A 13282-nucleotide genomic window follows, 5' to 3' on the forward strand; every position below is an offset into this window, starting at 1 on the left:
GACATGAGTTACTATATCAAAGAGTTGACTTATTCTAATGGAGAGACACTTTACAATGTGCCCGCAGAACTAGGCATTTTGATCGAAATGGGCTTTAGTGAAGATCGAGCTTCAGAGATTTGCCTAGAGGCTGAACATGAGGCTCTATGGGAACTTATTCGAGCAGAGCGTCATTCAAAGCTTATGGAGACGGATTTTACTCAAGTGGGTGATGCTCCAATTACAGATGAAAAGAAGCTTGCGTTTGCAGCGTACCGTCAAGCGCTTCGCGATTTACCCCAAAACTTTTCCAATCCAAATGACGTCATTTGGCCAGAAAAGCCAACCCAATAAACCGCTTCTCATAAGGCGGTTTTTTTGTATCTAGACAAAGCCCTTTGCAGCAATGTGAAGGGCTTTTTTATTGGAGCGTTTCTCTGTGCAGAACTCAAAAGTAAAAACATTGGAATACCCGATCATCAAAGAGTTTCGATTGAATGGTCGTTGGGTGTCTCCAAATGAAAAAACTATCCATCTTTTGCCTCAACAAACGGTCTTCCTTATCCAAAACGGGAAATTAGGGCCAGCGATTGAAGTCAAGGTGTCGTCTAAATCCACGGAAAAAGAGGGCAAGTAATGCTCACGTCAATCCAAGATTTTGAACTCAATGGGGTAGAAGTTAATACCATTGAGCCTCAACCAAGCATGGGACCACTTGCATTGCAGGTGGTTCATTTAATTGGTACCGCCCCAAACAAGAATACGGGCTTGAGTTATAACGAGCCAACGCGTTTATGGAATTACAGTCATGCGATGTTATCGCTTGATAGCGTTGGGACCAGGCAAGGCACATTGCCTAATGTGGTTCGCTACTTACTTGAATACGTTAAGTGCATTGTGTACGTCACTATTGTAGAAGCCAATGCGGACGCATCCGTGACTGAAGCAAATATCATCGGCGGGGTAAACAGTTCTACAGGGGCGATCACCGGCCTTGAAACCGTTAAGGCGTGCGCTGAAACGCCAACCATTATTGCGGCGCCAGGCTTTAACTCGAAAGCCGTGGGTCAAAAGCTGGCGCTTATTGGTCGTGATGTTCGTTGTCGTCCGGTTCTTGATGGCCCAAATACCAATGATATGGCAGCTGCAGAGTTTGCCGCTGAATTTGGCTCGGAAGGGACGGGACAAGATAAATTGTCGATTATCGACCCATGGTTTTTGAAAACCTATGATGGCGTACAATCTCTTATGCCTGCTTCTATTGCTTTGGTGGCAGCGATGGCCTCAGTTGAAGGCTGGGAGAGTCCGCAAAATCGAGGGGTGCTTTGTGATGAAACTGCTCGTAATGTTTCATACAAAATCAACGATAAAACCACTCAAGCCAATTTCCTGAATAAGCATGGTGTGGTGACGATTGCTCGCACAAGAATGGGGGGAATGTCTATCATTGGCAACCGCTCTAATACCGGGCGCTTTCTCTCTTATGTCGGTTTGGAAGATTTGATGGCGCGTAAGCTGGAAGAAACCAGCCAACCGCTGATGGGTAAGCAGCTTACCGAAGAGTTCATGGATCAAGTTGTTGACCGTTTAACGAACTGGGGCCAAAACTTGGTGGCTCAGGGCGTTATCCCAGTATTTAAAGCATTCCTGCACCCAAGCAAAAACAACCTAGAGAATTATACCTCTGGGCGTTGGTACTTGTGTGTTAACTATGGTCGCTATGCTCCAAATGAGCACATGGTCTATGAAATGAGTGTAGACAACGGCCTTATCGAAGCGTGGCTAGAGGAGGTCATCAATGGCTGATCGTATTCGCATGCGGCTCTCGGCGCAGATTGAATCTGTGCCACTGATGAACGAAATCGTGGAGTTCACTCCGGTTGATATTAAAACCAAGACGGTGTCCAACGAGGGCTCGTTTGTCGAGTCTGAAGATGTCGTGGGCTTTGAGCCGCTTAAGTGGACGCTTAAAGTACGTGGTGATCACCAAAAAATCCAAAATGCCCTTGGCCGCTTCTTTATGGATAACGCTCAAATTAACGTGACGGAAAAAGGAAAAGACACCGATCAGGCGAAGTACCAAGAGGTTTACTCGATGTACGGGCCAATCACCAACATCAAAAAAGATGCAGTGAAGATGGGAGAAAAGCCAACCGTAACCATTGAAGGTACCTGTAAAGCATACAAACTCACCGATACGGGTACTGTCATTCACGACATTAATGTCGATACGGGTAAGACCGTCGTTGGCGGTGTGGATTTGATGGGGACGGCGGGTATTAGTTAGGAGAGGTGTTGATACACCTCGACCAGTGGCATGGGAAATGGTCGTTTGTTTTGCTCGACAGCTTTGAGTTTGTTAATGCGAATAACTATTGGTTATCTTTGCGCAAAAGAGTTTATTCCCAAGCTATCGTAAAGCCACCCACATCCCAGTCGTACGGGAGCGTGTAACCGGAATCTACCAATGATGAGATTATGGGTTTTATGACGGTTTCTACGACAGGCTCTTCACCAGCTCAATGGTTAAGGGCTCAGCAAGCGAAAGAGATCGTTCGAGAAGTGAGCGATATGCAGATCTGCACATCGCCTTCTCACTAACCTTACCCAATCAAAACCTAAGCCACCCAAATCGGGTGGCTTTTTTTATGGGAAAAATTCATGAAAAATCAAAGCAAACTGACTTTTTTCTCGCGTGAAAGCGTGACCCTTAAAACGATCCCTGTTGCGCAGTTCCGTAAGCTGCCGCACATCGAAGCCGAACAAGAACTCACGGCTAAACAGCTCTTCGAACAACGTAAAGCCGTGATTATGGCGTGCAGTGATGTGACTAAAGACGAGTTCGAAACCTTAGCGGTGCCTGACTTTAATCAGCTTTATGACGACATCTGTGATTTGATTCTAAAACCATCAGATGAACTGCAGGGTGAACAGCTTAATGGTAAGTCGGTAGAGTTTGCCTTGCTGCATCCTTTCGAAAATGAAGTAGGTGACAAGATTAATAAGGTGAAGTTTTCCATTCCTAAAGTCGCGCATTCCGAAGCGTTGGCGGACATCACCGAAGAGCGAGCGCGTGAAGATTTCATGTTTGAGGTGATCACGGGCTTGCAAAGGTCCGATCTTGATTTTCTCTCAATCAATGATTATCTGGCGCTAAAACCGCAGGTGGGCGCTTTTTTTCAACAATCGGCGGCGTACTTTCGCCCGATGACGTTGAGAGCCTAATCGACCTCGTTCCAATGCACCGAAATACATCTGAGTCTGAACTAAGGCGATGGCCACAAGATGTCGCGGTGCGTCGTTATGAGCTTATTCTCGCCAAACTTGGGGTGAAATAATGTCCGAGAAAATTAACCTCGTTCTGAATACCACCGTCAATGGTCTTGAGGACATTGTTTCAACGACCACAGCCACAGAGCGGTTAACCGCGGCACTTGAAAGCCAGCGTGGAGAGGTGATCTCACTTAATGGCAAGCTCAAGCAATTAAATGGTTTTGAGTCTGCCAGCAAGCGAGCAGCTAAGTTAGCCGGTCAGCTTGATGATGCTAAAGCAAAGGTGACTCGCCTTAGTCAAGAACTGGAAGACAACAAACATCGAACTTCGGGTCTTCGGGTTGAATACAGTAAGACACAAGCGGAGATAAAAGGCCTCAATTCTCAACTGAAAAAGGCCTCGGGCGAAGGGACCATTGATTTAAAGAATCGGTTATACGAAGCGCAAAAACGGCTAGATTCATTTAACGATGAGATTCACCAGGGCAAGGTGAAAACCAATGAGTTGAATGCGGCCTATAAAGCGGCAGGTAAACGGGTTACCCAGCTAACCGATAGCCAAAATAAGCAGCGCGAAAAACTCAGAGGGCTGGGCTCCGCGTTAAAAGAGTCTGGGATCAATACTGGCCGTATGAGTGATGAGCAAAGAAAGCTCGAAGCTCAGGCAGAAAAGGCCACAGCGGCTATCGCCAAACAAAACCGTCACTTGAAAGAGATGAAATCAATTCAATCACGAATTGATACTCGCGATGCAAAATTGAGTGAGATTGGCGGTCAAGCGACGTCGCTTGCCATGGCTGCTGCACCAATAGCGGCGACGGTGTGGTCGGCAGTAAAGAACGAAAGCTCGTTTGCTGATGTGAAAAAGGTGGTCGATATGACCCCTGAAGAAGCAGATGCCATGCGTAATTGGTCGCTAAGAACCTCCACTGAAATACCGATGAGCGCCAATGACATCAACGCTATGTTGGCAGCTGGTGGGCAAAGCGGCATCAAAGACAAAGCCGAGTTAAAACAGTTCGTGCTCGATTCTGCACAAATGGGTGTCGCTTTCGATATGGAAGCTGGCCAAGCGGGTGAAACCCTCGCGGTATTTAAAGCAGCATTAGGGTTAGATCAAAATGGTGCGATGGGCCTTGCTGGCCTTGCCAACCATTTATCGAACAACTCGAATGCGAAAGCTAACGACATTGCAGGCGTAATGGCTAGGCAAGGCGCGTCTGCCAAAATGGCGGGGTTCTCCGCTAATGAAGCCGCGGCGCTTTCGGCGTCGATGTTGTCTGCAGGTATGGGGGAAGAACGCTCTGCAACCGCACTTAAGAATATTTCAGGTCGCCTCACTCTTGGCGGCGCAGCAACCAAAGCGCAGCAAACCGCGTTATCAACCGTAGGTTTCGATTCAGTAGAACTCGCCACATCAATGCAAAACGATGCTTCGGGGACGTTATTGCTAGTGCTTGAAGCCATAAGAGATGCGCCATTAGAAGAGCAAAGTGCATTAATCACTCAAATCTTTGGTGAGGAAGCGAAAGGGGCTGTGGCTTCACTGGCGGGTAACACGGATCTATTTCGTAAAACGCTCAAGTTAGCTAAGCAAGGGCAAGACGTTCATATTCAGTCATTACAAGACGAATATGAGGCACGAATAAACACCAGTGAAAACGGCATTTCTCAGTTCATCAACAAGGTGAACCGTTTAAGCGTGCTCGTTGGTACCGCTCTTTTACCTGCGCTCAATTGGGTACTTGAGCCATTAGGTGATGGCATCAATCTATTGGCGGATTTTGCCGAAGCTAACCAGGGCGTTACGGCTGCGGTTGGAATTGGTGTTGCTGGCTTATTGGCGTTCAAAGGCGCGATGTTAGCAGGCAAAGCTGCCTCCCTTATCTTTGGTAATACCCTCGATAAAGGGCGCTTGTTTCGAAAGGGCTTAAACCGAGAAACCCAACAAAGTGGCCGAGCAGCGGCTTTTGCAACGAAACAACTTAGCCGGTTAAACCGAGCCATGATGAGTATGGGCTCTGGTCGTGGCGGGAGAGGAAGTGGCGGTGGTTTGGGTGCCAGTGGTCGTCGGTCAAAAAGCCGAATGCCTCCACGTAAGTTACGTTCACGAAACCCACTTGCTCGAGCTTACAACATGGCGAGCACAATGATGACGGCCAACCGTGGCGCTTTGCCATTATCGTTAGGCGGTGGCGCATTAGCGATGATGCCAAGCGTTGCGATGGCGCAAGATGGCATCGCGCTAGCTGGTGATGTGGCTCAAGGTGCGGGTAAAGCAGGCTTAGGCAAATTACTTAGGCCGCTTGATATGGCGATCAGTGCCGGCAATATCGCAACGGCCGTCACCGAAGGCGATACCAAAACCGCCTTGGCCGAAGGTGGTGGGCTACTTGGCAGCATCGGAGGGGCCAGTCTTGGCGCGACTATCGGAACTATGGTCTTCCCTGGTGTCGGTACTGTGATAGGCGGTTTAGCCGGTTCGTTATTAGGCGATCTTGGTGGTGAGTTTTTAGGGGGATGGTTTGGCGATAAGCTGGATTCGCCCGACGATAAACTCATGGCTTCGGAAACGGTATCTGAAAAGTTAGTCGAGAAAGAAAAAAACGAATCTCTCATCCGTCAAACCCCCAATGTCATCTTTAAAACTGACGTCGCTATTCAGGCCGCACCAGGTATGGATGAACAGAAAATTGCAGCCCAGGTTACCGCTCAAATTGACCAACAAATGAAGTCCCAATATGACTCTTTAACGGGGCTTACCATCGACGATTCCATTAACGTGTCAGCCATTGATAGAGGATAACCATGCATCATTTAGTGATTGGGGAGTTCGTGTTTTCGGTTGGAGATAAAACGCCCATAACGAAGTTTGATAGAACAACGGCAGGCGCTTACTCCGAAGTGGGCCTCATTGATAATGCGCGTTCAGAGCGAACGGGCAGACCACTTGAAACGATAGATGTTACAGCAAAGTGGCTTCAATACAGCGCCGCTAAGTCCGTGGACGTGATTCGTGCCTTGATTGATGAGCCTCAACAAGTGAGTGACGGTCAAGGTTTTAACCTGGGCCGTTGGACGATCAAACAGATTAAAGAGGGGCGCAGTGAGCTTATTCATGATGGGCGCGCCATGGTGACGGATATGTCTTTGCAGCTCTTGGAGTACCGTGGATGAAAATATTTGCGCGTAAAGGGGAACTAATCACTGATTTACTCTTTAAACAAACAGGTCAAGACAGTGATCAGTTAGAGATCGCGTTTTATCGCCTTAATCCGCATGTCCGTGGTGATGCCTTCACTGTAGATACCCATGTCCATATTCCTGAAATATCTACGGTGAAACCCACTCAATCTGTTACGAGGTCTTGGGACTAATGTTCAAACTAGTCGGCAAAAATAGCGAACTGTTATTGGCTCGCCTTAAATCGTGGCGTCTATCTGATGGCAACGGGATTGAGGGTGATAGCCTTTCTTTAACGATCAACTCTGATGACATTGACGGCATTCCCCCGAAGGGAGAAAAGTACTCAGTCTATTTGGGTGAAGTGCTGCGTGATGAATTTCAAATATCGAAACGTTCCATCAGCTTACATCCCCGAGAAGTGACTTTGGTGTTGTCTGTCGCCCCTTTCAGTATTAAAGATGAAACCGGTTATCGAGAGCGTAAATCGATGAGCTGGGACAAGACAACACTGGCTCAAGTTGTTGCGGATAATGTGACCCCTCATGGCTTTCAAACTTTTGTGCATCCGAGATTACAAAAAATTGAAATCGCGCATGTCGATCGCACTGATGAAAGTACGCCTTCGTTTTTGTACCGGCTTGCTAAGCAATATGATGCTGTCGCTAAACCTATCGATGGTCGCTTTATTTTTGCTCCCAAGGGGGAAGCCAGAAGCGCCAGTGGCAAAGACATTGAAACCATCACGTTATCGCAGCCCAGTGGTAATCAGCCACAACTTCCGAATTTCATCAACGTGAGTATCGACCTCGATGGACGAACGGATGTCGCCGGTGTTAAGGCATTTTATCTTTCGACTGAGGACGGCACTCGACAGGAAGTGAGAAAAGGTAAGGCGCCATTTAAATCGATAGGTAAAGACAGAAACAGTCAACAAGAAGCAGAGCAGGCATGCGCGAGCGAACTCAGACGAATGCAGCGAGAGGGACGAAAGCTCAGTATCGAAGCGCCGCCAAACCCAGCGGTATTTGCGGAGGGGCTATTGATTCTCGATAGTTCTTTCCCTGATGCATTCCAAGGAACGTGCTCAATAGACAGCGTTTCGTTTTCAGGCCAAGGCTTACAACCAAGGCGCATGAGTATTAAAGCCACCTTAACAGGAGAATAGAATGATTAAGTTGAATGCCGGTGTTCATCATACCGCTACTGTTCGCTGTAAGATTTCCGAAGCGCAAATTAGAAAATACTCGAAAGACCCAAGAGTGACGCAGTTGAAAGATGAGCGTTATTCGCTTTACTTGCGTTTTCGTAAGAATCGAGATCAGGGTTCGTGGGTTTATATGGAATATAAAGACGGTGCTCAGAGGCCTCATACGCTAGGGAAGTACCCGAACCTTTCAGCCCCTCATGTGTTTAATGTACTCAATTATTACGTCTTAGATCTCGCTCAGGGCAAAAGAGCGATATTTAATGAGTTTGAAACTGTTGATGAGTTGTTGGTTTGGCATCTAGACAGAGAGAATCGGTCACAGCACTTATCTGCAGAGCGGATCATCTCGCTCAAATGTATGGTTGACCTTCACCTCGTGCCCAGACTGCATGGGGAAAGAATTGCTGAGCTGACTCATCGGAAAATTGAGAAGTTGTTGATGAAACCGCTAAGGGAGAACAACTACTCAATCAGTTATATTCGATCTATCTTTCAGGCTTTAAAGGTTGCCTTCAAAAAGGCGAAGAAGTTAAAGATGATAGGGCATAACCCATTAATCGATATGGTGTTTACAGATTTCATCACGGCCAAAATTGAAGCAAAGGGATGCAGCCTTAAACCAGGCGATGTTCAAGAGTTATTGGAAGGGCTTTGCACATCAGATCCTTTTGCCCGAGTTCTAGGTCTACTGATGCTTAGCCATGGTTCACGTATTGGTGAAACGCGTAAGGCCAAATGGTGCAACGTCTGTTTCAAAACTAAGCGATGGAAAATCCCTAAGCATGATACGAAGACAAAACGAGAGGTCATTTACCCATTAACAGACGAGATGGTCGAACTGTTAAAGGCGTTTAAAGCATGGCAGTTAGCTAACTATTACAAGGGTAACCATGTCTTTCCACAAACCAAACGAGATAAAGCACCAATATCTCGCGTCAGCGCTACGGAGTTAGTTAAAACGGTATCAAAGGGTAAATGGTGTGCTCATGACCTAAGGAAGCTAGCGAGAACTATCTGGGCTGATATAGGTATAGATTACCTAGTTGGTGAAACGCTGCTCAACCATGCCAAAGGAAAGCTAGACCAGGCATACATCCATACTCACATTGAACTGCAAAAATTTGAAGCACTAAGATCCTATCATCAATGGCTAAAAAATTGCTGGCGGTCATGTTATTTGCCTACATTTGAATAATTTTGTCATGGTAAAAAGATCATCTAGATCAATCATTAAAAGACATTTAAATATGAATAGCTCAGGACAGTATTAGTATGGGTAATTTTGAAGAAAAGTGTGAGGTTAGTCACACTTTGGTGGCAGCTGCGCGACATGCCCCACATCAGGTGAAATGGGTGAAGTTAAGCAAGACACAATTAAAGGTGTTGGATTCGATAAAGCAGGGTGAAGAAGTGACAGCGCAACTTATCGCTAAGCGATGTGATTTGTCACCAAGTTGGGCCAGTTCTCTTTTGAAAAGTTTATATCTGAGATGCTATCTAACAAGAGTAAATGTTGGATTAGACTTTGGGGGGATGGAGTTTCGATATAGGCGCTTGGACCATTAATTGTAATGATCCATAAGAACGCGTAGTTGGTCATCTTAAATGTCTACATGTGCCTAGCTGTGTAGTTTTTTATAATATCCCTTCGGCTTGATCATACTTTGGAGGTCACCATTAAACTGTTTTAGTGCCTCTTGCTCAAGATCTGCATAAGGTTTTTCTAGCTCACGTTCATAAGATTCAGAAAATGCTTTACTCGCGAGTTGATTATGTCGAGCTAAAGGCCAAAAATCTCGCCATACTAGGCAGTGTGTTGTTGAGACCATTTCCCATACAAGGCTAGAATCATATAAACCTAGTCGAACCCCTAGAGCAAGATTGTCATAATAGTCGACTTGTTGAATGATTGTCTCAGCGTCCTTTCTATCCAACATTTCCATAGCAGTTTTCATCATATCGTAGTTGTCGTAATGGTTATAAAGCTCGAGTTGAATGATGATTTGGTTCATTTCAACTCGAGCATTAAACAAAGAGTCATCGACTTTTGGTTTTTTTGAGAGTTGGTCTAATGTCCTTTTTAATATTTCATGTTGACGAGATTGTTGAAGATTTTGAATAGCAATCGTAGTTGCAAAAAGAACCGAAATGCTGGCAACTAAAGGGGTTAAAAACTGTTGCCAATGACCACTTTTAGCGCCTAAGAAACCAATGCAAAGACCAACTAAACCCATTAGGAGAAGTGGTATAAGTCTTACGAATTTCATGATTTTTTCCTATCTATACGTAACGCCGAGGGTTGTGCACTTGTTTTAACACGATTTGCATCCTTTAGCTCAAAGCTTTGAATCCAAGCAATATATGTGTTCTCGGAATTCTTTAGTATCTCTATCAAACAGAGCTACAGAACTATAAAGTAATCTTCTACTAAATAATTCAATTTGTAATCAGTATGTTAGCTTTGTCAAATTTGCTTCGGGTAAAGTGAGCCAGATGACATTGTTGCAGGCAAATGTCTTTTCCAAGTAGAAGGCATCGATCTATTAGGTTCTTCTGGAGCCTATAGATGCGCAAACGCGGCCACACCGCGCGAAATAAAAATTTTTGGGGTTGTATGGTCACCACCAGCCTTGAGTTATGGGATGCGTGCCTTTATTCTTTGAGCATTAAACGTGACGCGTAACGTCACAGTGATTAGGTTGCTACGTTTAGTATAAATAGCGTTAGGTTAATAAATTAGTATCGAGGGAAAAATGGCAAGAAAAGCTAGGTGGGAGTCTAAGAGTTTTAGTAAAGGTGTTCAGATGTTTCGCCTTAGCTCGTGGAAGTATTTCTCCGACTTTATCAGTCAAGAATTGCTGAACTTTCCCAATTATATTTTCCGCGGTCATGCGGATAGTAAGTGGCAATTAGAGCCAACATTGGACCGAATTATTACGTCCCCAATCTCTACACGTAGAGAGCAACACCTTGAACGCTTTAAGTACGAAACTAGAGGTAGGCGTGGATCCAACCCTCCACTTATGGAAAATGAAAATGATTGGTGGGCTTTAGGTCAGCATCATGGTTTAGCTACGCCATTATTGGACTGGACGGAATCTCCTTTTGTTGCACTCTACTTTGCTGTTAGTGGAGCATTAAAAGAAAATAGCAAGAACTTGACAGTTTTTGTTTGTAGTCAAAATTCTATTCTTGAGCGTAATTCAATCATTGAAAGCGATGACGCTATTTCTTTGGTAAATGATCAGAAGCCGACAGTAAAAATTGTTCGTCCTCTGAGTGATGAGAACAGTAGGCTTGTTAGCCAGCGGGGTTTGTTTACACGAGGACCAAACAACATTGACCTAGAAACTTGGTTTAGAACACACCCAACAAAAGGTTCGGCAAGGTACATGGAATTGATTCGGTTGGATATACCGAATGAAGGTTTAAAAGACTGCCTTACATACTTAAACCGCATGAATATCAGCCATTCTACATTGTTTCCTGATTTACAAGGAGCATCAGAGCATTGTAACAACTACCTAAGAGTTGAACGATATTAACCTAATAAGTGTTTAATATTAAAGGCACTCACCAGAGTGCCTTTTCTCTACCTGTTACCCGAACTTGGCCTTAATCAGCTCAGCCAACCTTTCATTCGCTACCTTGGCAATCTCCAAATAATCCTCAATCGTAAAACTGCTAGGTTCTTTCAGTCGATCAGCTATCTCAGATGGTGCAGCAACCATCGCATCAAACGGGACGGGTTGGGTACTCACCACACGGCCATTTTCCATATTCAGCAGTAATCGTAATCGCTTTGGTGGCTCAATAACCTCAGGAACATTGCTGTACTGACGGCTCCAATGCTTCCACAACACATCATCACATTCATTTTGATAATGGATAACAGCGTTTTTAATATCTGCACGAACTCGGTTAGGTTGGAGTGTCTGTAACCAGCCGAAGAGTTTGCGTAAAGGAAGACAAGATACAGGGTTGTGAGGATCTATAGAGGGTATTGCTATAACAGCAACACCCCATCGGGCTTTATTACTATTTAGCTTTCTTGACTGATAACTCCAGTCCATTCCCATACCTTCGACAATATTTTTCATTGGGGTATAGGGTTCACCATTTTGATCAATGACGATGAGATTTGAACCGTGAAATGAAACTGTGATTTGAGAGCTAGGCATAAGTAGCCTCCTTGGATGCAATGAGATTATCACCACTCGCAACGAGACCAATCATTGGGTGGCGAACTGAGTGAGATTGGTCTTACCGCTCCAAGGGACGGCGCACCGGAGTGCTCCCACCCAGCTCACCATAATTTAGATGTGCTGAATCGCGCGCATAAAAAAACCAGCTGAGAACTGGCGATTATGCGCCTTGGAAATAAAACAGGAGACCAATCCCGTCATTGGATTTTGCCAATGAAATTTTAATATAGCGTATACCCTCGGATTCTTCTACTTAATTCATTGTTATCTTGTGATCTCATTCTTGAGATATTATAAATCTTATTAATTTTAACATGGACTATTGAATGTGGTTATGTGTGTCTCCATAAGTATTTATAGATGATGGCTTTATAGGCCACTAATAAATAAAGGAAATGTAATGACTAGAGCGAGAAATACACGAACAGGTGCTATTGAATCGGGCTTAAGCTTAAAAAAGTACAGTTGTATTGATGAAGTACCTAAAGGAATACACGAGTGCCCAAATCAAAGGTGTAGATATCCGGCTTTTCCATGGGCAATTGGCAGTGAAACCCGAGACCCCTTCTTTTCATATAGAAAACATCATATAGAGGGATGCCATTTTGAAGGAATGGTAGAGCAAGAATCAAATCAACCAGGGGAAGAGGGAGGAACTGGAACATATAAACTACCTCATATTAATGAGTTCAAAATGCCTCCAAAACCTAAAAAGCCAGTATTTGGCGATGGAGATGGAAATGTAACCAGCAATAAAAAGTCATCAAAAGGTGGAAAGGGAGGTAAGCGTAATGCAAGACAACACCAAACATCTTATATGGTAGGTGCACTGGTTGATTTTTACCTTGAAGATATAGAGCACCATAGTGTGTTGCCTTTACAATTGTTAACGAAACCATTGACATATACTTCTGCTTTCCAAGAGATAACGTCTAAGCCTGGTATAGGTTACAACACCAATTATATTTTTTACTGTGAGATTAAAAACTCGGTAGATTTAGCAATTGAAAGTGACTCAATTACTGTTGAATTAATGAGTAAAAATCATAACGGAAAAAACTACAAAGTTGTCTTTGATTGCAGTGATTGGACCGAGCACCAAAAATCATCGTTAATTGATATGTTTGAATATAGTAAAGACTTAGCTACGAAAGCTTTTTTTGACCAACGTGCTGATAAGGCTTTTGTATTCTTTATTGGTCGTCAAGATAATGTGAAGACTAACTTGTTTCATTGTCGAGTGTCTCAGTTTGCTCATGTTCATGTAGGGGTGAAATTTGACCTTGCACCCAATGACGCTGGCACCTGGAGGTTACCAAAGCAGAAAAAAATAGAAGATAAATGTGAGCTATTTGATGAGCCCAATTATGCTGCCTTGCCAGAGCCAGAGCCAGAGCCAGAGCCAGAGCCAGAGCCAGAGCCAGAGCCAGAG

16 protein-coding genes are annotated in these 13282 nt (G+C 44.6%); 14 read left to right on the forward strand and 2 right to left on the reverse strand.

Translation table 11 applies throughout. The features are described 5' to 3' along the window. The first annotated feature begins 3 nt into the window (after nt 1-3). From ACED28_RS12485 to ACED28_RS12540, 12 genes are all read left to right on the forward strand, one after another. The gene (locus ACED28_RS12485) at nt 4-333 is read left to right on the forward strand and encodes a tail fiber assembly protein (RefSeq protein ID WP_048616551.1); all 330 of its coding nucleotides are present in this window, start codon (nt 4-6) and stop codon (nt 331-333) included. An 85-nt stretch (nt 334-418) separates the two neighbouring features. Continuing rightward, nucleotides 419-616: a hypothetical protein gene (locus ACED28_RS12490; RefSeq protein WP_132815112.1), complete on the forward strand. Its 198-nt coding sequence runs from the start codon at nt 419-421 to the stop codon at nt 614-616. After that, on the forward strand, nt 616-1785 hold the full coding sequence (locus ACED28_RS12495) for a phage tail protein (protein ID WP_132815111.1): 1170 nt from the start codon (nt 616-618) through the stop codon (nt 1783-1785). Before ACED28_RS12490 ends, ACED28_RS12495 begins: the two co-directional genes overlap by 1 nt. Further along, nucleotides 1778-2266, forward strand: coding sequence for a phage major tail tube protein (locus ACED28_RS12500; RefSeq protein ID WP_048669342.1), 489 nt, complete (start codon nt 1778-1780; stop codon nt 2264-2266). Before ACED28_RS12495 ends, ACED28_RS12500 begins: the two co-directional genes overlap by 8 nt. Nucleotides 2267-2457: 191 nt before the next feature. Beyond that, complete coding sequence (locus ACED28_RS12505; protein WP_279387738.1) at nt 2458-2580, forward strand: hypothetical protein; 123 nt, start codon at nt 2458-2460, stop codon at nt 2578-2580. A 60-nt stretch (nt 2581-2640) separates the two neighbouring features. Next, a complete protein-coding gene (locus ACED28_RS12510) occupies nt 2641-3204 on the forward strand; it encodes a hypothetical protein (RefSeq protein WP_048669344.1) in 564 nt (187 codons plus the stop codon). Between the two features lie 112 nt (nt 3205-3316). Next, on the forward strand, nt 3317-6058 hold the full coding sequence (locus ACED28_RS12515) for a phage tail tape measure protein (RefSeq protein WP_132815109.1): 2742 nt from the start codon (nt 3317-3319) through the stop codon (nt 6056-6058). Nucleotides 6059-6087: 29 nt separating this feature from the next. Next, entirely contained in the window at nt 6088-6429 is a 342-nt protein-coding gene (locus ACED28_RS12520) for a phage tail protein (RefSeq protein WP_243701178.1), read from the forward strand. Then, nucleotides 6426-6629, forward strand: a complete 204-nt coding sequence (locus ACED28_RS12525) for a hypothetical protein (protein ID WP_017101207.1) — start codon at nt 6426-6428, stop codon at nt 6627-6629. Before ACED28_RS12520 ends, ACED28_RS12525 begins: the two co-directional genes overlap by 4 nt. Continuing rightward, entirely contained in the window at nt 6629-7603 is a 975-nt protein-coding gene (locus ACED28_RS12530; protein WP_132815108.1) for a hypothetical protein, read from the forward strand. The genes ACED28_RS12525 and ACED28_RS12530 overlap by 1 nt, the downstream gene beginning before the upstream one ends. Before the next feature lies 1 nt (nt 7604). Then, nucleotides 7605-8840 carry a tyrosine-type recombinase/integrase gene (locus tag ACED28_RS12535; RefSeq protein WP_371709967.1) on the forward strand — a complete coding sequence of 412 codons (1236 nt, stop codon included), beginning with the start codon at nt 7605-7607 and terminating at the stop codon, nt 8838-8840. 77 nt (nt 8841-8917) lie between these two features. Next, nucleotides 8918-9211, forward strand: a complete 294-nt coding sequence (locus tag ACED28_RS12540; protein ID WP_305368150.1) for a MarR family winged helix-turn-helix transcriptional regulator — start codon at nt 8918-8920, stop codon at nt 9209-9211. A 53-nt stretch (nt 9212-9264) separates the two neighbouring features. Here ACED28_RS12540 and ACED28_RS12545 read toward each other — a convergent pair whose 3' ends face one another. After that, nucleotides 9265-9912 carry a hypothetical protein gene (locus tag ACED28_RS12545; RefSeq protein ID WP_132813630.1) on the reverse strand — a complete coding sequence of 216 codons (648 nt, stop codon included), beginning with the start codon at nt 9910-9912 and terminating at the stop codon, nt 9265-9267. Between the two features lie 537 nt (nt 9913-10449). Between ACED28_RS12545 and ACED28_RS12550 the strand changes: the two genes are divergently transcribed. After that, nucleotides 10450-11190, forward strand: a complete 741-nt coding sequence (locus ACED28_RS12550; protein WP_371709968.1) for an FRG domain-containing protein — start codon at nt 10450-10452, stop codon at nt 11188-11190. A gap of 54 nt (nt 11191-11244) precedes the next feature. Here ACED28_RS12550 and ACED28_RS12555 read toward each other — a convergent pair whose 3' ends face one another. Then, nucleotides 11245-11826, reverse strand: a complete 582-nt coding sequence (locus ACED28_RS12555) for a phage antirepressor N-terminal domain-containing protein (protein WP_371709969.1) — start codon at nt 11824-11826, stop codon at nt 11245-11247. Between the two features lie 424 nt (nt 11827-12250). Between ACED28_RS12555 and ACED28_RS12560 the strand changes: the two genes are divergently transcribed. Further along, a partial coding sequence (locus ACED28_RS12560) for a hypothetical protein (RefSeq protein ID WP_371709970.1) occupies nt 12251-13282 on the forward strand: 1032 nt, incomplete at its 3' end.

The sequence above is a fragment of the Vibrio sp. 1F253 genome (genome assembly GCF_041439295.1).
Taxonomy (GTDB): Bacteria; Pseudomonadota; Gammaproteobacteria; order Enterobacterales; family Vibrionaceae; genus Vibrio; species Vibrio tasmaniensis_A.